Genomic DNA, 18,034 nt, shown 5'->3' on the forward strand with positions numbered 1-18,034 from the left:
ACACTGCCTACCTTGTAGGATTCTGCGACACCCTCACGGTTGGTGATCGGGAATACGCCACGTATGATCCCTCACAACCTCCCGCCGAATAGAAGCCTATGTCACTGATAGTTCTATTGCTTTTGCCCTTCATCGGCAGCTGTGTCGCGGCGCTGCTGCCGCATAACGCCCGTAACGCCGAATCACTGCTGGCCGGCCTCGTCGCCCTGGCCGGTACCGTTCAGGTGGCCTTGCTGTACCCGCAGATCGCCGACGGCGGCGTAATCCGCGAGCACTATGCCTGGTTGCCCAGCCTGGGCCTGGATTTCGTGCTGCGCCTGGACGGGTTCGCCTGGCTGTTTTCGTTGCTGGTGCTGGGCATCGGCACGCTGGTATCGCTGTACGCCCGCTATTACATGTCGCCGGACGATCCGGTGCCGCGCTTCTTCGCCTTCTTCCTGGCGTTCATGGGCGCCATGCTCGGGCTGGTGATCTCCGGCAACCTGATCCAGATGGTGTTCTTCTGGGAGCTGACCAGCCTGTTCTCGTTCCTGTTGATCGGCTACTGGCACCACCGCGCCGACGCGCGGCGCGGTGCCTATATGGCGTTGATGGTGACCGGGGCCGGTGGGCTTTGCCTGCTGGCGGGGGTGATGCTGCTCGGCCATGTGGTGGGCAGCTATGAGCTGGACAAGGTCCTGGCCGCCGGCGACCTGATCCGTGCCCATGCCCTCTACCCCATCCTGCTGCCGTTGATCCTGATCGGTGCCCTGAGCAAAAGCGCGCAATTCCCTTTCCACTTCTGGCTCCCCCACGCCATGGCCGCCCCCACGCCAGTATCGGCGTACCTGCACTCGGCGACCATGGTCAAGGCCGGGGTGTTCCTGCTGGCGCGGTTATGGCCGTCGCTGTCGGGCAGTGAAGAATGGTTCTACATCGTCAGCGGCGCGGGGGCCTGTACCTTGCTGCTGGGCGCCTACTGCGCCATGTTCCAGAACGACCTCAAGGGTTTGCTGGCTTACTCCACCATCAGCCACCTCGGGCTGATCACCCTGTTGCTGGGCCTGAACAGTCCACTGGCGGCCGTGGCGGCGGTGTTCCATATCCTCAACCATGCCACCTTCAAGGCCTCCTTGTTCATGGCCGCCGGGATCATCGACCACGAAAGCGGCACCCGGGACATTCGCAAGCTCAGCGGCCTGGTGCGGCTGATTCCATTCACCGCCACCCTGGCCATGGTCGCCAGCGCAGCGATGGCCGGGGTGCCGCTGCTCAATGGTTTCCTGTCCAAGGAGATGTTCTTCGCCGAGACGGTGTTCATTTCCGCCACGGCCTGGATCGAGCTGGCGTTGCCGATCATCGCCACCATCGCCGGGACCTTCAGCGTCGCTTACTCCCTGCGTTTCACCGTGGATGTGTTCTTCGGCCCCACCGCTACCGATCTGCCCCATACCCCCCACGAACCACCGCGTTGGATGCGCGCGCCAGTTGAATTACTGGTGTTCACCTGCCTGTTGGTGGGGATTTTTCCGGCCCAGGTGGTCGGCTCATTGCTCGCGGCCGCCGCGTTGCCGGTGGTGGGTGGCACGCTGCCCGAGTACAGCCTGGCGATCTGGCACGGCCTGAACGCGCCGATGATCATGAGCCTGGTGGCGATGTCCGGCGGCATCGTCCTGTACCTGTTGTTGCGCAATCAGTTCCGGCAAGGCCACATCAAGCACCCGCCGTTCATTGGCCGACTCAGCGGCAAGCGCCTGTTCGAGCGCTGCCTGGTGCTGATGATGCGCCAGGGCCGGCGCCTGGAACGACGGATCAGCACCCGCCGCCTGCAAGCCCAGTTGTTCTGGCTGGTCCTGGCTGCCGTGCTCGCCGGGTTGATCCCGATGCTGCACAGCACGCTGGTCTGGGGCGACCGGCCGAAGATCCCCGGCTCCATCGTCTTCGTCACCTTGTGGCTGCTGGCAATCATCTGTGCCCTGGGCGCGGCCTGGCAGGCCAAGTATCACCGGCTCGCGGCCCTGACCATGGTCAGCGTCTGCGGCCTGATGACCTGCGTGACCTTCGTCTGGTTTTCCGCCCCCGACCTGGCCTTGACGCAACTGGTGGTGGAAGTGGTGACCACCGTGCTGATCCTGCTGGGCCTGCGCTGGCTGCCCCGGCGGATCGAGGACGTCTCGCCACTGCCCAACAGCGAGCGGCGCGCGCGCATCCGGCGCCTGCGGGACTTGCTGCTGTCCATCGCGGTGGGCGGCGGCATGGCGTTGCTGTCCTATGCGATGCTGACGCGGCAGACGCCCAACGACATTTCGTCGTTCTACCTAAGCCGCGCCCTGCCCGAAGGCGGCGGCAGCAACGTGGTGAACGTGATGCTGGTGGACTTCCGTGGCTTCGACACCTTGGGGGAAATCACCGTGCTGGTGGCGGTGGCCCTGGCGGTGTTCGCCCTGTTGCGGCGTTTCCGACCACCGAAGGAAAGCATGCAACTGCCGGCGCAGCAGCGCCTGCTGGCACCGGACGTGGTCACCGACCTGGTCAACCCGCGCCATGCCAGCGATACCGCCTTGGGTTTCATGATGGTGCCGTCGGTGCTGGTGCGCCTGCTGCTGCCGATCGCCCTGGTGGTGTCGTTCTACCTGTTCATGCGCGGCCACAACCAACCCGGTGGCGGCTTCGTGGCCGGGCTGGTGATGTCGGTGGCGTTCATCCTGCAATACATGGTCGCCGGCACCCAGTGGGTCGAGGCGCAAATGAGCCTGCGACCGCTGCGCTGGATGGGCACCGGGCTGTTGTTCGCCACCGCCACCGGCCTGGGGGCGATGGCCGTGGGTTATCCGTTCCTGACCACCCATACCTGGCATTTCGAATTGCCGTTGCTGGGTGACATTCACCTGGCCAGCGCGCTGTTCTTCGACATTGGCGTGTACGCCGTGGTGGTCGGTTCCACCCTGTTGATCCTCACCGCCCTGGCTCACCAGTCGGTGCGGGCACATAAGCCGGGCCTGCAAGCCAAACCCATCGCCCCCGCCAAAGGAGCCACCGTCTGATGGAAGAAGTCATCGCAATCGCAATCGGCGTACTGGCCGCCTCCGGCGTCTGGCTGGTGCTGCGGCCTCGGACCTTCCAGGTGGTCATGGGCCTGTGCCTGCTGTCCTATGGCGTCAACCTGTTCATCTTCAGCATGGGCAGCCTGTTCATCGGCAAGGAGCCGATCATCAAGGACGGCGTGCCCCAGGACCTGCTGCACTACACCGACCCGCTGCCCCAGGCCCTGGTGCTGACCGCCATCGTGATCAGCTTCGCCATGACCGCGCTGTTCCTGGTGGTGCTGCTGGCGTCCCGGGGCCTGACCGGTACCGACCATGTGGACGGTCGGGAGCCCAAGGAATGATCGTGACACCCCACCTGATCGCCGCCCCCATCCTGCTGCCGCTGCTGACCGCCGCGGTGATGCTGATGCTGGGCGAGAAGCACCGCCCGCTCAAGGCCCGGATCAACCTGTTTTCCAGCCTGCTGGGCCTGGGCATCGCCGTGCTGTTGCTCTACTGGACCCAGGACCAGGCCTTGCCCGCCTCCATTGGCGTGTACCTGCCCGGCAATTGGCAGGCGCCGTTCGGCATCGTCCTGGTGGTCGATCGCCTGTCGGCGCTGATGCTGGTACTGACCGGCATCATCGGCGTCAGCGCCCTGCTCTTCGCCACGGCCCGCTGGGACCGCGCCGGTGCCAGTTTCCATGCGCTGTTCCAGATCCAGTTGATGGGCCTCTACGGTGCCTTCCTGACGGCGGACCTGTTCAACCTGTTCGTGTTCTTCGAAGTGCTGCTGGCGGCTTCCTACGGCCTGATGCTGCACGGTTCGGGCCGGGCGCGAGTGTCGGCGGGCCTGCATTACATCTCCATCAACCTGCTGGCCTCGTCGTTGTTCCTGATCGGCGCGGCGCTGATCTATGGCGTCACCGGCACGTTGAACATGGCCGACCTGGCCCTGAAAATCCCGCTGGTGCCGGAGGCCGACCGCGGCCTGCTGCACGCCGGGGCAGGCATTCTCGCGGTGGCGTTCCTGGCCAAGGCCGGCATGTGGCCGCTGAACTTCTGGCTGGTGCCGGCCTATAGCGCCGCCAGCGCACCGGTGGCGGCGCTGTTCGCGATCATGACCAAGGTCGGCGTCTACACGCTCCTGCGCCTGTGGACGCTGCTGTTCTCCGGCCAGGCCGGCGCCTCGGCGTATTTCGGCGCCGACTGGCTGGTCTACGGCGGCATGGCAACCATCGTCTGCGCCGCCATTGCCATTCTCGCCGCCCAACGCCTGGAGCGCATGGCGAGCCTGAGCATCCTGGTCTCGGCCGGGATCCTGTTGTCGGCCATCGGCTTCGCCCAACCGAACCTGGTGGGTGCGGCGCTGTTCTATCTGGTGAGTTCGACCCTGGCGCTCTGTGCGCTGTTCTTGCTGGCCGAACTGATCGAACGTTCGCGCTCGGCCAATGAACTGTCCCTGGACGACGACTTCGACACGTTGCCGCGACCGCTGGAATCCTTGCAGCCGCCCAAGGGCATCAACCTCGATGACGAGCAAAAAGCCGTGGTCGGGCAGGTGATTCCCTGGACCATGGCTTTCCTTGGCTTGAGCTTTATCTTCTGTGCGCTGTTGATCATCGGCATGCCGCCGCTGTCGGGGTTCATCGGCAAGCTGAGCCTGCTCAGTGCCCTGCTCAATCCCCAGGGGCTCGAGGCCAGCGCCGGAACGCCGGTGTCGAACCAGGCCTGGGGCTTGTTGGCGTTGTTGATCCTGTCGGGGCTGGCCTCGTTGATCGCCTTCTCGCGCCTGGGCATCCAGCGCTTCTGGACGCCGCAAGAGCGCCCCTCGCCGTTGCTGCGACCGTTCGAATGCCTGCCGATCGTCGTGCTGCTGGGCCTGGGCATCGCCCTGACCTTCAAGGCCGAGCCGTTGCTGCGCTATACCCAATCCGCTGCCGATGCGCTGAACAACCCGGAACATTACGTGATGTCGGTACTTGCCACCCGCGCCGTGCCCAACCCTGAAACCCGCGCCGTGTTGCGGGAGGTGCAGCCATGAAGCGCCTGTTTCCCGCCCCGTGGTTGTCCCTGGCGCTGTGCTTGTTGTGGCTGGTGTTGAACGTGTCCCTCAGCGCCGGCCATCTGCTGCTGGGCGCTGCACTGGGGTTCCTGGCCCCGTTGATGATGCGCCCGTTGCGACCGCGGCCCATCCGTATCCGCCGGCCGTGGGTGGTGGTGCGCTTGTTCCTGCTGGTGGGCCGCGACGTGCTGGTGTCCAACCTGGCGGTGGCCTGGGGTGTACTGAACGCCGGCCGCCGGCCACCTCGCTCGCGGTTCATCAAGGTGCCGCTGGACCTGCGCGATGCCAACGGCCTGGCTGCGCTGTCGATGATCACCACGGTGATTCCCGGGACCGTCTGGTCGGAACTGGCCCTGGATCGCAGCATCCTGTTGATGCACGTGTTCGACCTGGCCGACGAGGCGTCATTCATCGCGCATTTCAAGGCCACCTACGAGCGCCCGTTGATGGAGATTTTCGAATGAGCCCGTTGCTGTCCAATGCGATCCTGTTGAGCCTGTTCCTGTTCTCCCTGGCGATGGTGTTGACCCTGTGGCGGCTGTTCAAGGGCCCTTCGGCCCAGGATCGGGTACTGGCCCTGGACTACCTGTACATCGTGGCGATGCTGATGATGCTGGTGCTGGGCATCCGCTATGCCAGTGACACCTATTTCGAGGCGGCGCTGCTGATCGCCCTGTTCGGCTTTGTCGGCTCGTTCGCCCTGGCCAAGTTCCTGCTGCGTGGCGAGGTGATCGAATGAACGGCGAACTGTCGATGTGGGTTGAAATTCCGGTGGCGATCCTGCTGGTACTCAGCAGCCTCTTCGCCCTGGCCGGGGCGATCGGCCTGGTGCGCTTGAAGGATTATTTCCAGCGCATGCACCCGCCAGCCCTGGCCTCCACGCTGGGGGCCTGGTGCGTGGCGCTGGCCTCGATCGTGTATTTTTCGGCGCTCAAGTCCGGGCCGGTGTTGCACGCCTGGCTGATCCCGATCCTGCTGTCCATCACCGTACCGGTGACCACCCTGCTGCTGGCTCGGGCAGCGTTGTTCCGCAAACGCATGGCTGGGGATGATGTGCCGGCGGAAGTGAGCAGTCGCCGAACCGGACAGGACGGCTGACCGCTACCTTGCGGCGAACACCCTTGTGGCGAGGGAGCTTGCTCCCGCTGGGCTGCGCAGCAGCCCCGAGACCTGTCACCTCGGAGTGTCAGGCTGTTTGTGTTCAGCTTTTGGGAGGGCTGCGCCCTCCAGCGGGAGCAAGCTCCCTCGCCACAAAAGCGGGTCGTCTTGTGTAAGTCCCTCCCACCCTTGCACTGCCGTTCAAGCCCACGCCACCGTCAACAACCCGGCCCCGAGCACCACGCACAACGGCGAGTAGACCCAGGTGTCGAGCCTGGCGAATGTCGAGCCCTTGACCTCCTTGAAGAAGCCCACCAGGTTCGACTCGCCAATCGCCCGTGCGAACATCAGCAAGGCGATCGCACTGATCAGCCACTGCAACGCCCGATGGGTGACTGGCTGCGCCAGCAGACCGCCCCGCAGGCACACCAGCAGCGCAATCATCAGCAGTGCCAGGGCGACCAGCAACGTCAGCCAGCCCGAAGGGTCGAACGCCGGTCGCAGCGCGTCCCCCTGCCTCACCGGCACCTGGGGTACCACCGCCAGGGCCGCCCACCGCCCACCCAGGGCCCAATACAAATGAATCAAGCTGATGGTCGCAAACACCGCGACCAGCGACCGAGCCAATAAAAGCGTCATTCGCCAGCCTCCTGAAAAAGGTTGAACAATCATCCTAGCTCGAATTTGGCATTTCGCTGGACGGGCGCAGGTTGCCAGTTTCCAGTGAATGATTCATTGCCCAGGATCAAGCGTTCAGCCCGCTGGCACGCGCGCGCCCTACAGACCGGCAGAGACCTTGTCGGCGACCTCCTTGGGCAACCAGGCCTGCCAGACCTCAGGGTGGGCCTTGAGGAACGCCTCGGCGGCTTCACGGGGTGGCGTGCGCTTCTCGCTCATGTCGGCCAGGGTCTTGTTCAACGGCTCGATGGGCAAGTCGACCTTGCTGAAGAACTCGGCAATCTCCGGGTATTGCTTCTGGAATGGCGCCGAGACACCGATCGACAGTTTCGAGGCCAGGGAGCGGGTCGGTTTCGGGTTGGGGTTATCGGCGTCGGTCAGGGTCTTCCAGGCCTCGGCATCGAACGGCGGTTCTTGCAGCTGCACCAGCTTGAAGCGCCCAAGCAGCGGCGTGGGCGACCAGTAGTAGAACAGGATCGGTTTGCCCCGGCGGATCGTCGAGCTGATTTCCGCATCCAGCGCCGCCCCCGAACCGCTGCGAAAATTCACGTAGCTGTCAGACAAGCCATACGCCTTGAGCTTCTGTTTGTTGACCACCTCGGAGGTCCAACCGATGGGGCTGTTGAGGAAGCGGCCCTTGTCGGGGCTCTCCGGGTCCTTGAACACGTGCTTGTAGCGCGCCAGGTCTTCGACGCTGCGCAGGTCCGGCGCCAGGGGCTTGATGCCCTTGGCCGGGTCGCCCTTGATGACGTACTCGGGCACCCACCAACCTTCGGTCGCGCCTTTGACCGTATCGCCCAAGGCGACCACCTTCCCCTCGGCCTCGGCCTTGACCCACACGGGGCTGCGGCCGGCCCATTCTTCGCCGATCACCTGTATGTCGTTATTGGCCAGGGCGGTTTCCAGGGTAATGGTGGTGCCGGGCAATGTATCGGTCTGCAATCCATAGCCCTTTTCCACGATGACTCGCAGGATATCGGTGATCAGGCTGCCACTTTCCCAGTTCAAGTCGGCAAAGTGGATCGGCGCGGTGGCGGCTGACACCGGAAGGGGTGAAACCAACACAGCGAAGGTGGCCCAGGCAGCCAGCCACTGTCGAACTCGTTTCATGCTTTGCACCTCATGCCAGATACCGCAATAGCTGAACGGCCCTGCGTAACCGAACGCAAGTCCCTGAATAGTTCAGTCAATTGACTGTAGCCGAGGTTCCAGCGAGTTCTTGCGAAACTGTCAGTGGTGTGGGCGCACAGGCCCAGAAACGGTCACTCACTGGCCTTGAAAGTCACCAGCTCGCCCTTGCGCCACTTGGCGGCCTTGGCGGTCACCGCCTTCAAGGTCTTGGTCAAGCCTTCCTGCAACTGTTCGTTGGCCGCAAACACGGTCACCACGCTGTGGCCTTCCTTGAACAGGATGGCATGACCACCAGGGGTCGTGACGAAGGCGTAATCGCCAAGGCCATAGACCGTCAGCTTGATTTCGCGAAAGCGGATTTCAAACTTGCCACCTTCGCGACTGGGCAATACCGCCGCACGAAAATGATCGCCGACCTTGAGCTCGAGCCTGGGCTTGTCATCGACCACCAGGGCCGACTCGGTGTCGATTTCGGCGACATAAATACCTTCGGCGGTCTGCTCGGTGATGTAGACGAAACGTGACTGGAATTGTTTGACCAGTTTTGCCCGCAGGTCACCAAGTACAAATAACGCATGCATGTCGAGATTACTTACTGCCAAGGAAACATCCCCATTTTTGAAAAAGACCCGCCCTGCGCAAAGGACGGACCACGAGAACCCGTACCGACTGTAGTGTCGTAATGGACCTGTCACTGAAATTCGAAATGAACGGCGCGCCCCTGTCCCGGGCCGAGAGCAGACTAAAGGTTGCCGCTCTCGCCGTCTTTCCCGGGGGTCGCCAGAGGCTGAAGGAAAACGCCACTCTGAGCATCGGAAAAGATGGGACTACTAACTTTAGGGAAATTTCTCACTTAAAAAAGCATTTTTCTGACATCGAGCCCAAAAAAAATTGCTTTAGATAGGCGCAACCGTCCACACGACGCTGCCGATTCTAGAGCAGCCGAAGGCGTGGAGACTACTCGAAGTACCCGGCAATTCGTCGGTAAACCATGAAAAGGAATTCACAATGGCCACTTTCACCACCCACGTCCCATGCATCGTTGAACCAGCCAACAGCCCTGACGGAGCCGATTGCCTGCCAATTTCGTTGATTCAACCGCGTTATCGGGTCGTCTTGGCCGGCAAGTGTTTTTTTCACATTGAAGAAACATCGACTGGACGTGTAAGAGGATTCCGCACCGACCATAACGAGGCCTGCTACCTGGCCAGGCGCCTCGAAAACAGCGCCTGAAACGCATATGTGCCCGTCCATGACTTAACTCAGCCGCCGACAGGCAACTGCTGCCATACTGCCCGCCCAGCGAAGACCGTCGTGAATCGGCGGTTCGCGCACCCATAATGGTTTCGAGGAGAAGGCGCGACGTGACGGAATTTGATATTGGCGAGTTTTTTATCCGGGGCGAAGCCAGAGAAGTCGAAGGCGAGTTCCAGGCCGTCATCGTGATGCGTGCCAAGCCACCGTTGACCACCGTCAGTTGCCACCAGGTGGAAAAGGATCGCTGGTTCAAGACTTCGCAGCTCGCGGCCGAGGCGGCCAGGGAAGCAGCCAGGGCGTTGAAGGCCGCCGTGGATGAAGGGGCCTTGAAAGCCTGATTCCAATCGAACTCCTGGTGACCGCTTGCCTCAGATAAAGGTAAGCCCCGAGGCGCCACGACGGCGCCCCCACCCAAAGGAGACTTCCATGGAACAACCTTCTCACGAACTCAGCACCTTGTTCGACCAACTCGGCCTGCCCTCGGACGGCAACGCCATCGACGATTTCATCGTCGCACACCCATTGGCGCCGGAGATCAAGCTGGTGGAAGCCGACTTCTGGTCGGACCAGCAAAAAGACCTGCTGCGCGAATGGCTGCTGGCCGACGGCGAAGAGGCGGTGCTGGTGGATCAACTGAACGTGCGGCTGCACGACGGTAAATAGCAGCCAGACCTTTGGCCAGGGACAAGACAGCTATAGCAGCCAGGACCTTTGACTGAGTGCAAGGCTGCTCTTGTGGCGAGGGAGCTTGCTCCCGCTCGACTGCGCCCCGTAGGAGCTGCGTAGGAGCTGTCGAGTGCAACGAGGCTGCGATCTTTCCCCAGACACTTGGATCCCAAGCGAAAGCTCAAAAGATCGCAGCCTTCGGCAGCTCCTACACAAGCCCAGCGGGAGCAAGCTCCCTCGCCACTGGATTGCGGTGGCAGGAATCCCACCACCTGCAATCAGGCCTAACGCGGCTTCTCGGGTTTGTAGCCCAACCGCAAGCCTCCCCAATGACGGCCCTTGAGCATGATCGGTACGGAAAGATCGTGCATCAACTCCCCCGTGTCCCGGGTGTAAGTCTGGAGCAATACGGGTTGCTGGTGGCTGCCGCAACGAATCCCGGTGCGATCGGAGAATTTGCGCTTGGTGCGATTATTCAGCGTGTCCACCTGGGGATCGCCGGTCAGTGGCTGGCTGAACGCCTTGTTGTGGGTCGGTACGTAGCCCTGTTGGGTGCAGGCAATCGCAAACACCAGCCCCTCGTGGCGGGTCAGCAACGGTTCCTGGATCGCCGGCAGGACCTGGTCGGTGTAACGGTCGAAACGGGTCTGGAATTTGGCCGGTTGGGTATTGGGAATCGGCTGGTAATTACGGTCGAACAAGTCCTCCAGGCTGACACGGCCCTGGTCGATGTCGGCCTCGAACTGCGCGGCGATCTGGCTCGCCCCTTCCCGCGCCAGGTCGTAGACCCGTTGGTGATAATCGTCGAGCCCCACCTCGGCCAGGCGTTCGCTGATGGTTTCGGCCTGGCCTTCCATCTGCACCGCCGCCTCGGCCAGGCGCTGGGTCTGCTGGTCGCTGATGGACAGGTCACTGCGCATCTGCTCGATGGCGTGGAACAGGCTGTCGAGTTGTTCGCGGTTGGTGTCGGTGCCCTGGGCGATGGCGCTGACCTGGGTCTCGACCCCTTCTGCAAGCCTGGCAATGTTTTCCAGGTGCTGGCCGGTGTGCTCCACCTGCTGCACGCCGCTGTCCAGGTCAGCGGCCAATTGACGGATCTGCTCCACCACCTGGGTCGTGCGCTGCTGGATGTCGGCCACCATCACCCCGACTTCGCCGGTCGCCGCGGCGGTGCGCCCGGCCAGGCCGCGGACCTCATCGGCCACCACCGCGAACCCACGGCCATGCTCACCGGCCCGGGCCGCCTCGATGGCCGCGTTCAACGCCAGCAGGTTGGTCTGGCTGGCAATCGATTGGATCACCAGGCTGACTCGCTGGATTTCATCGCTGCGTACGCTCAAGGCTTCGATCAACTCACGGCTGTCATTGGCGCGCTGGCTGAGCTGGTGCATGCGGCTGATGGACTCCACCAGTTCGCTACGCCCGGCCACGCTGCTGCGATGGGCCTCGCTGGCAGCGCCCAAGGCCTGCTGGCTGAGTTGCGAAGTGGCCTGTTCAGTGGCGATCATCGATTCGGCATTGCTGACGATCTGCGCCGCCGCATCGAGTTGGGACTGGACCTTGCCGGCCAGTTGCTTGACCGAATAGGCGACGCCGGCCGCCGACAGCGCGTTATGGCTGGTGGTGTAGGACAGGTCGCGGGTCAACTCGGCCAATGTGTCGGTCGTGGCTGCGGGTGCCGCGGCCACGCGCGAACGCAGGCGCGGCAACCAGACGATGAGCATGACCAGCGGCAGGCCCAGGTACAGCGACCAGCCGCCCAGGGCCATGCCGCACAGCAGCAAGGCCAGGGCGAGGCTCTGCAAGGTCGGCGTCAGCCAGCGCGCCGCGCCTTTTGTCACAGGTTCCGAGGCCGGCACCGCACCCGCCAGCGTTCCGTCTGTCGCCATGTTCGTCACCCACACTCTCGTTGTTATGACCGCATTAAACGCCACTACCGAGCCATTATCCATGGTCCATTAGTCGTGTTCTTGCAGCAGGTCAACGGAAGTAGACGAACAGCCACGGGCGAAAGCAAAAGATCGCGGCCTTCGTCAAAAGGTCGCGATCTTTTTTCGGAAAACGCGAATCAGGCCTGACGCTGGTGCTTGTCGATCTGTTCGTGACGTTCCTGGGCTTCGATGCAGTACTTGGTGGTCGGACTGATCAGCAGGCGCTTGAGGCCGATCGGCTCGCCGCTGTCGTCGCACCAGCCGAAGCTGTCGTCGTTGATGCGGTCCAGGGCCTGCTCCAGTTGAGGCAGCATGCGCTGGTCGCGATCGATGGCGTTGACCAGCCAGGTACGCTCTTCTTCTACGGAAGCAGCGTCCGCCGGGTCGGCCGGGGTGTCCAGGCTTTCAATGGCGATTCGGTTCTGTTCGATGCGCTCGTGGGTTTCGACCTTCATGTTCTGCAACAGCTTGGTGAAGAAAGCCAGCTGCTCGGCATTCATGTAGTCATCCGCCGGCATGGCCAGCAACTTTTCCTTTGTCATTGATTTCTCTATAAAAAAACGTGCATTAAGGCGAATTATGGAGCGTCCCGCAGCGCAGCTGCCACGCTCATCGGGAAAGGCGCCGTCTATTCCAAGCGCCACCCGGCACTCAATTTACGAGGGGCGGCAGTCTAAGGCCGAGTCGAGGCCTCAGCAACTGAAAACATAGGGAAAATGTCCGACAACCCCCTCAAATGTTCTCTGACAGGCTTTTGGCAGTCATCGGAGTGCGTTTATAACAAGAAATTCGGTGCAATGGCTGTATTAAGAAGACAAATGGCAACGCCACGCGGGTCAGGCGTGGCGCTTTGTCGCAACCTCAGGGGATCAACGCTTGAGTTTGCGCTTGTTCCGGTACTGGTCGATGACCACTGCCACGACGATGATCAAGCCCTTGATGATGTCCTGGATATAGGCATCGACACCGACGAAGGTAAAGCCGCTGGCCATCACCCCCAGGATCAGCGCCCCGATCACGGTCCCGGTGATGCGCCCCACCCCGCCCGCCAGACTGGTGCCGCCGATCACCGCCGCCGCAATCGCGTCCAGTTCGTAGGACATGCCCATGCCCGCCTGCCCGGTCGCCGCTCGCGCCGAAGCCACCACGCCGGCCAAGCCCGCCAGCAACCCGGCAATGCTGTAGACGATCACCAGGTGGCGCTTGACGTTGATGCCCGAGGTCCGCGCCGCCTGCATGTTGCCGCCAATGGCGTAGGTGTACTTGCCATACTTGGTGTAGCGCAGGGCAATGTGGAAGATCACCGCCACCACCAGGAAGATGATCACCGGCATGGCACCATGGCCGATCGCGGTGTAGGAATCGGACAACATGCTCACCGGCTGGCCTTCGGTGTAGTAGCGCGCCAGGCCACGGGCCGAGACCATCATGCCGAGGGTGGCGATGAATGGCGGGATGCCGGTAATGGCAATGATGCTGCCGTTGATCGCCCCGGCCAACAGCCCCACCCGAGCCCCGCCACCACCGGGATCCACACCGGCAAATCCGTCAGTGAGGGAAACACCGCCCGGGCGAAGTCCGAGGTCTGGGCCAGGCTGGCGGCGATCATCGCCGACAGCGCCAGCACCGAGCCGGACGACAAGTCGATACCGGTGGTGATGATCACCTGGGTCACGCCGATGGCCAGCAGGCCGATGATCGACACTTGCAGGATCATCAACACCAGGCGCTGGGAGTTCATCAGGAAACTCTGGTCACGCATGATCCAGCCGAACATTTCGAACACCAGGCCGATGCCGATCAGCACCAGGAAGATGCTCAGTTCCGTCGGCAGGCGCCGCCGGGACCGGGTCGGTGCTGCCGCGGGTTTATTTTCCAGTATCGCGTTCATAGCCATTCACCTTTTTATTCTTTGTCCAGGGCGCTCGTCGCCGCTGGGCGCCGCCGTTGCTCTTGAACAGGGCCGCTTCGCGCCCCAGCGGGAGCAAGCTCCCTCGCCACGGGAATATTGCTCGATGTCACTTCTCTACCAGCAGGCAATCAGGACAAGCCCGAAGCCAGTTGCATCACTCGTTCCTGGGTCGCTTCGCTGCGGTCGAGGGTGCCCATCAGGTCACCTTCGTGCATCACCATCACCCGGTCGCTCATGCCCAATACTTCCGGCAGTTCCGAGGAAATCATGATCACCGCCATGCCTTCGCTGGCGAGGTAGGAAATCAGCCGATAGATCTCGGCCTTGGCGCCCACATCGATGCCGCGGGTCGGCTCGTCGAGAATCAGGATGCGCGGGTTGGTCATCAGCCAGCGCGCCAGCAGCGCTTTCTGCTGGTTGCCGCCGGACAAGGTATCGATGCACTGTTCCAGCGACGGGGTCTTGACCCGCAGCTTCTTGCACATGTCCTCACACAAGGCGCGCAGGGCTTTCTGCTGGATGAAACCGTTGCCGACGTAATGGGGCAGCACCGCCATCTCCATGTTCTCCAGCACCGACAGGCACGGGAACAGGCCGCTGAGCTTGCGGTCCTCGGTCAACAGCGCGAAGCCCTTCTCGATGGCCATGTGGGGGTCACTGATGCGCACGGGTTGGCCGTCCAGCCGGATCTCGCCGCCAGTGCTCGGGGTCACGCCGAAAATCGCCTCGGCCACGTTGGTCCGGCCCGAGCCCATCAACCCGGCGATGCCCAGGATCTCCCCGGCATGCAGGTCGAAGGACACGCCTTTGAAAATGCCGTCCAGGCTCAGGTCGCGCACCGACAGCACCAACTCACCGATGGGTTGCTCCCGCACCGGGAACAACTGGCTCAGTTCGCGCCCGACCATCATCGAAATCAGGCTGTCGCCATCCATGCTGTCGGCCCGTTGCAGGCCGATGTAGGCACCGTCGCGAAACACCGCCACTTCATCGGCGATGGCGAACACTTCGTTCATCTTGTGGGTGATGTAGATGATGCCCTTACCCTGGGACTTGAGGTCGGCAATGATCGAGAACAGGTGGGCGACTTCGGTCTCGGTGATGGCTGAGGTCGGCTCGTCCATGATCAGGATGTCGGAGTCATACGAGACGGCCTTGGCAATCTCCACCATCTGCCGCTCGGCGATGCTCAGGTTGCCCACCTGCTCCTCGGGATCGAGCTTGATGCGCAGGCGTTCCAGCAGCCGGGCGGTGCAACGGTGCATCTCGCCATGGTCGACCATGTGCAGGCCGTTGAGCTGCTCGCGGCCGATCCAGATGTTTTCGGCGATGCTCATGTGGGGCATCAGGTTCAGTTCCTGATGGATCATCGCGATGCCGGCCTGCAACGCCGCCAGCGGCGTGTCGAACGTCACCGGCTTGCCGCGCAGGCGCAGTTCACCGGCGTCGGGCTGATAGATGCCGGCGATGATCTTCATCAAGGTCGATTTGCCCGCACCGTTCTCGCCCATCAGGGCCAGCACGGAACCGGGGCGTACCCGCAATTGAACATCGGACAGGGCCACCACACCGGGAAAGCCCTTGCTGACATTGACGACTTCCAGCAGGTACGGCTCATCAAGTGATACATCCGGCTGGAAAGTCATGGCCGGGGCGCTCGAAGCAGTCGCTGAAGCGAACATGATCAGGTACTCCCTCGGCAAGGTCGGCGTTGCAACCTTGCCTGCTTATTGTTGTGGTGGGACCGGGTTGAACGTCACTTGAACTGATCGACGTTTTCCGGCGTGATCAGGCGGTACGGCACCCAGACAGCCTGCTCGACCGGCTGCTTCTTGACCATTTTCACCGCCGTGTCGATCGAACCATCGGCCTGGCCCTTGGCGTCCTGGAACACCGAGACCGCCATTTCGCCTTTCTTGATCGCGTTCAAACCGTCCGGCGTGCCATCGACCCCGGCAATCAACACGCTTCCTTTCTCGGTGCCCGCTTGCTTGAGTGCCATCGCGGCGCCAATGGCCATCTCGTCGTTGTTGGCCACCACCGCCTGGAACTCGCGTCCCTGGGTCAGCCAGTCGTTGACCAGGGTCATGCCCTTGTCGCGCAACCAGATGCCGGTCTGTTCCTGTTCGATCTTGATGCCCGGGTACTTGGCCAGCACGTCCTTGACGCCCTTGGTGCGGTTGGCGGTGGAGTTGTTGGCCAGGTCACCCAAGAGGATCACGATGTTGCCCTTGCCGCCCATTTTTTCAGCCAGGTATTGCATCTGCATGCGACCGGCTTCCAGGTCGTCGGAGGCCACGGTGACCACGCCTTCCGGTAACTTAGGATCGTCCGGGCGGCGGTTGACGTACACCAGCGGGATGCCGGCCGCCACGGCGGCCTTGGTGATGCGCTGGGTCGCGGCGGTGTCCACCGGGTTGACGATGAGCGCATCGACCTTCTGGCTGATGAAGCTTTCCACCTGGCTCAGCTGCTTGACCACGTCGCTGCGGGCATCTTCGAACTGCAGGGTGACGCCGTCCGGCAGGGACTTGGCTTTCTTGTCCATGGATTCGCGCAGGTAGGTCAACCAGGTGTCATCAAACTGGGACATGCTGACGCCGATCTTCAGGTCCGCCAGGGCAGCGCCGCTGGTGAGCATCAACGACAGGGCCAGCGAGGCGATACGGGTCTTGGTCTTCATGAACGGTCTTTCTCCACTTTTTTGTTGGTTTTATGGATAAGGCGTAGCGGATCAGGAACGGGGCAAGCGCACGATGGGCGCGCCGGGCATGCAACAGACCACGGCGCCGTTGCGCTGGATACACAGGGATTCGAACAGAGGAAAGGCTGCGGACAGGCGCAGCAGACGTGGCAGGTGAAACGCAGAGCGGCTGAAGGTTTTCATCGACGGTACCTAGCTGTGTTTCTTGTTTTTGTTTCGTCTGTCATCCGTTCAAGGCTGGCTTGGCGGAAGACAAACAGGGTTGTCGGTAACCTGGAATCGACTTTATTGGAAAATATTTTCCATATCAACTGATTTTAGAATTTTATTCGTTTTTTATTCCATGACCCACTGGCGTGGACAACCGCACCACTTCGCCCTGCCCGGCACTCTGCCTGGCGGCGTCGAGGATGCGGGTGGTCGCCAACGCATCACGGGCCTCCACCGGCAGCGGGCCAGCGCCCTGCAACGCGGTTTGCAAGTGTTGGTAGAACGTCAGCCAGCAGCCACGCTCCGAGGTCACTCGCTCGCGCTCGGTGCCGTGTTCGAACCAGCCCCAGCGCCGATGCTCTTCAGCCCCCAGCGCTCGCCCTCGGTTGCCGGGCTCAACCCGGCCAATGCCTGAGCCTCCTGCCCGTCCAAGCCGTCGACGGTGTAGCAGCCCTGGGTGCCGTTGACCCGAAAGCGCGGGCGCGGTGCGTTTTGCACGCAATTGCCGCTCAAGTGGGAGACTACGCCGCTGGCATGAGTCAAGGACATGAAGAAACCGTTGTCGAACACCTGGTCCGGCTGTCGGTAGTCCAGCTCGGCGTAGACCCGCACCACCGGCCCGAACAGTTGCAGCGCCTGGTCCACCAAGTGGCTGCCCAAATCGCGCAGGAACCCACCACCGCTGCCTTTGCCTACCGAGGTTGGCGAATAACGTTCGACACTCGACTCGAAACGAATGACTTGCCCGAGCGCCCCGGAGGCCAATAGTTTGCGCAGGGTCAGGAAATCCGAATCCCAGCGGCGGTTCTGGTACACGCTCAAGGGCACGTTGCGACGTTCGGCGGCCAACACCATCGCCTCGGCCTGCGCGGCGTCAGGGGCGAACGGTTTGTCGCTGACCACCGCCACGCCGAGTTCGATGGCCTGCATCACAATGGCCGGGCGACCGTCCAAAGGCGTGGACACCACCACCGCATCGACACCGGCCGCTACCAATTGTTCGAGGGTGTCGAAGGCCTGGGCCTGCGGGTGATCGCTGGCCAATTGTTGGCGGCGCTCGGCGGACCGGGTCACCACGCCGACGAACGTAGCCCCCGGCAGACTGCTGATCAGCGGCGCATGAAAGAACCGCCCACCCTTGCCGTAGCCGACTAGTCCGATTCGCATGAAAGCTCCTTGTTAATCACTGAATGAATGCAATCCCTGTGGGAGCTGAGCTTGCTCGCGAAGACGGCGATACATTCAACATTGATGTCGACTGACACTACGCCATCGCGAGCAAGCTCAGCTCCCACCATTTGACCGAGTACCTTTGAGGGAACGCAGTCGACTGTGGGAGCGGGCTTGCTCGCGAAGACGGCGGTACATTCAACATTG

General features: G+C 62.4%; 17 protein-coding genes and 2 pseudogenes. 9 read left to right on the forward strand and 10 right to left on the reverse strand.

The annotated features are described in order from the left end of the window. Positions 1-98 precede the first annotated feature (98 nt). From ACZ5M5_RS18950 to ACZ5M5_RS18975, 6 genes are read left to right on the forward strand one after another with little or no spacing between them, the layout of a single operon-like run. Complete coding sequence (locus ACZ5M5_RS18950; RefSeq protein WP_464737809.1) at positions 99-3,023, forward strand: monovalent cation/H+ antiporter subunit A; 2,925 nt, start codon at positions 99-101, stop codon at positions 3,021-3,023. Beyond that, on the forward strand, positions 3,023-3,367 hold the full coding sequence (locus ACZ5M5_RS18955; protein WP_003202835.1) for a Na+/H+ antiporter subunit C: 345 nt from the start codon (positions 3,023-3,025) through the stop codon (positions 3,365-3,367). Before ACZ5M5_RS18950 ends, ACZ5M5_RS18955 begins: the two co-directional genes overlap by 1 nt. Beyond that, a complete protein-coding gene (locus ACZ5M5_RS18960; RefSeq protein WP_060741750.1) occupies positions 3,364-5,049 on the forward strand; it encodes a monovalent cation/H+ antiporter subunit D in 1,686 nt (561 codons plus the stop codon). Before ACZ5M5_RS18955 ends, ACZ5M5_RS18960 begins: the two co-directional genes overlap by 4 nt. Then, positions 5,046-5,534, forward strand: coding sequence for a Na+/H+ antiporter subunit E (locus ACZ5M5_RS18965; protein WP_464737810.1), 489 nt, complete (start codon positions 5,046-5,048; stop codon positions 5,532-5,534). Before ACZ5M5_RS18960 ends, ACZ5M5_RS18965 begins: the two co-directional genes overlap by 4 nt. Beyond that, positions 5,531-5,809, forward strand: a complete 279-nt coding sequence (locus ACZ5M5_RS18970) for a K+/H+ antiporter subunit F (protein WP_003202841.1) — start codon at positions 5,531-5,533, stop codon at positions 5,807-5,809. The genes ACZ5M5_RS18965 and ACZ5M5_RS18970 overlap by 4 nt, the downstream gene beginning before the upstream one ends. Then, positions 5,806-6,168, forward strand: a complete 363-nt coding sequence (locus tag ACZ5M5_RS18975) for a Na+/H+ antiporter subunit G (RefSeq protein WP_060741748.1) — start codon at positions 5,806-5,808, stop codon at positions 6,166-6,168. Before ACZ5M5_RS18970 ends, ACZ5M5_RS18975 begins: the two co-directional genes overlap by 4 nt. A 201-nt stretch (positions 6,169-6,369) precedes the next feature. On the opposite strand, the gene ACZ5M5_RS18980 is transcribed toward ACZ5M5_RS18975, so the two are convergent. The 3 genes from ACZ5M5_RS18980 to ACZ5M5_RS18990 form a co-directional block, all read right to left on the reverse strand. Next, the gene (locus tag ACZ5M5_RS18980) at positions 6,370-6,807 is read right to left on the reverse strand and encodes a DUF3995 domain-containing protein (RefSeq protein ID WP_060741747.1); all 438 of its coding nucleotides are present in this window, start codon (positions 6,805-6,807) and stop codon (positions 6,370-6,372) included. Between the two features lie 138 nt (positions 6,808-6,945). After that, the gene (locus ACZ5M5_RS18985; RefSeq protein WP_060741746.1) at positions 6,946-7,956 is read right to left on the reverse strand and encodes an ABC transporter substrate-binding protein; all 1,011 of its coding nucleotides are present in this window, start codon (positions 7,954-7,956) and stop codon (positions 6,946-6,948) included. A 152-nt stretch (positions 7,957-8,108) separates the two neighbouring features. Continuing rightward, entirely contained in the window at positions 8,109-8,558 is a 450-nt protein-coding gene (locus ACZ5M5_RS18990; RefSeq protein ID WP_060741745.1) for a hypothetical protein, read from the reverse strand. Between the two features lie 427 nt (positions 8,559-8,985). Here ACZ5M5_RS18990 and ACZ5M5_RS18995 point away from each other — a divergent pair, with 427 nt between their 5' ends. From ACZ5M5_RS18995 to ACZ5M5_RS19005, 3 genes are all read left to right on the forward strand, one after another. After that, a complete protein-coding gene (locus tag ACZ5M5_RS18995; protein WP_109791099.1) occupies positions 8,986-9,210 on the forward strand; it encodes a hypothetical protein in 225 nt (74 codons plus the stop codon). A 131-nt stretch (positions 9,211-9,341) separates the two neighbouring features. Next, entirely contained in the window at positions 9,342-9,572 is a 231-nt protein-coding gene (locus tag ACZ5M5_RS19000; protein ID WP_060741744.1) for a hypothetical protein, read from the forward strand. Positions 9,573-9,660: 88 nt separating this feature from the next. Continuing rightward, on the forward strand, positions 9,661-9,897 hold the full coding sequence (locus ACZ5M5_RS19005) for a DUF2789 family protein (RefSeq protein WP_060741743.1): 237 nt from the start codon (positions 9,661-9,663) through the stop codon (positions 9,895-9,897). A 287-nt stretch (positions 9,898-10,184) separates the two neighbouring features. Here ACZ5M5_RS19005 and ACZ5M5_RS19010 read toward each other — a convergent pair whose 3' ends face one another. The 7 genes and pseudogenes from ACZ5M5_RS19010 to ACZ5M5_RS19040 form a co-directional block, all read right to left on the reverse strand. Then, entirely contained in the window at positions 10,185-11,789 is a 1,605-nt protein-coding gene (locus ACZ5M5_RS19010) for a methyl-accepting chemotaxis protein (protein WP_060741742.1), read from the reverse strand. A gap of 179 nt (positions 11,790-11,968) precedes the next feature. Then, positions 11,969-12,373: a TraR/DksA family transcriptional regulator gene (locus ACZ5M5_RS19015; RefSeq protein ID WP_003202859.1), complete on the reverse strand. Its 405-nt coding sequence runs from the start codon at positions 12,371-12,373 to the stop codon at positions 11,969-11,971. Positions 12,374-12,700: 327 nt separating this feature from the next. Then, positions 12,701-13,722 (reverse strand): annotated as a pseudogene (locus tag ACZ5M5_RS19020) (ABC transporter permease). Between the two features lie 149 nt (positions 13,723-13,871). Further along, a complete protein-coding gene (locus tag ACZ5M5_RS19025) occupies positions 13,872-15,425 on the reverse strand; it encodes a sugar ABC transporter ATP-binding protein (protein WP_060741740.1) in 1,554 nt (517 codons plus the stop codon). A gap of 74 nt (positions 15,426-15,499) precedes the next feature. After that, the gene (locus ACZ5M5_RS19030; RefSeq protein ID WP_060741739.1) at positions 15,500-16,426 is read right to left on the reverse strand and encodes a sugar ABC transporter substrate-binding protein; all 927 of its coding nucleotides are present in this window, start codon (positions 16,424-16,426) and stop codon (positions 15,500-15,502) included. 51 nt (positions 16,427-16,477) lie between these two features. Continuing rightward, the gene (locus tag ACZ5M5_RS19035; protein ID WP_177431741.1) at positions 16,478-16,630 is read right to left on the reverse strand and encodes a hypothetical protein; all 153 of its coding nucleotides are present in this window, start codon (positions 16,628-16,630) and stop codon (positions 16,478-16,480) included. Positions 16,631-16,772: 142 nt separating this feature from the next. Further along, positions 16,773-17,824, reverse strand: a pseudogene (locus ACZ5M5_RS19040) (Gfo/Idh/MocA family protein). Positions 17,825-18,034 lie beyond the last annotated feature (210 nt).

It is taken from the genome of Pseudomonas sp. Van50 (genome assembly GCF_055390755.1).

Bases quoted from the DNA above. Each gene is read 5' to 3' on its own strand.
- ACZ5M5_RS18950 (WP_464737809.1), top strand. From the start codon at position 99: ATGTCACTGATAGTTCTATTGCTTTTGCCCTTCATCGGCAGCTGTGTC.
- ACZ5M5_RS18955 (WP_003202835.1), top strand. From the start codon at position 3,023: ATGGAAGAAGTCATCGCAATCGCAATCGGCGTACTGGCCGCCTCCGGC.
- ACZ5M5_RS18960 (WP_060741750.1), top strand. From the start codon at position 3,364: ATGATCGTGACACCCCACCTGATCGCCGCCCCCATCCTGCTGCCGCTG.
- ACZ5M5_RS18965 (WP_464737810.1), top strand. From the start codon at position 5,046: ATGAAGCGCCTGTTTCCCGCCCCGTGGTTGTCCCTGGCGCTGTGCTTG.
- ACZ5M5_RS18970 (WP_003202841.1), top strand. From the start codon at position 5,531: ATGAGCCCGTTGCTGTCCAATGCGATCCTGTTGAGCCTGTTCCTGTTC.
- ACZ5M5_RS18975 (WP_060741748.1), top strand. From the start codon at position 5,806: ATGAACGGCGAACTGTCGATGTGGGTTGAAATTCCGGTGGCGATCCTG.
- ACZ5M5_RS18980 (WP_060741747.1), bottom strand. From the start codon at position 6,807: ATGACGCTTTTATTGGCTCGGTCGCTGGTCGCGGTGTTTGCGACCATC.
- ACZ5M5_RS18985 (WP_060741746.1), bottom strand. From the start codon at position 7,956: ATGAAACGAGTTCGACAGTGGCTGGCTGCCTGGGCCACCTTCGCTGTG.
- ACZ5M5_RS18990 (WP_060741745.1), bottom strand. From the start codon at position 8,558: ATGCATGCGTTATTTGTACTTGGTGACCTGCGGGCAAAACTGGTCAAA.
- ACZ5M5_RS18995 (WP_109791099.1), top strand. From the start codon at position 8,986: ATGGCCACTTTCACCACCCACGTCCCATGCATCGTTGAACCAGCCAAC.
- ACZ5M5_RS19005 (WP_060741743.1), top strand. From the start codon at position 9,661: ATGGAACAACCTTCTCACGAACTCAGCACCTTGTTCGACCAACTCGGC.
- ACZ5M5_RS19010 (WP_060741742.1), bottom strand. From the start codon at position 11,789: ATGGCGACAGACGGAACGCTGGCGGGTGCGGTGCCGGCCTCGGAACCT.
- ACZ5M5_RS19015 (WP_003202859.1), bottom strand. From the start codon at position 12,373: ATGACAAAGGAAAAGTTGCTGGCCATGCCGGCGGATGACTACATGAAT.
- ACZ5M5_RS19025 (WP_060741740.1), bottom strand. From the start codon at position 15,425: ATGTTCGCTTCAGCGACTGCTTCGAGCGCCCCGGCCATGACTTTCCAG.
- ACZ5M5_RS19030 (WP_060741739.1), bottom strand. From the start codon at position 16,426: ATGAAGACCAAGACCCGTATCGCCTCGCTGGCCCTGTCGTTGATGCTC.
- ACZ5M5_RS19035 (WP_177431741.1), bottom strand. From the start codon at position 16,630: ATGAAAACCTTCAGCCGCTCTGCGTTTCACCTGCCACGTCTGCTGCGC.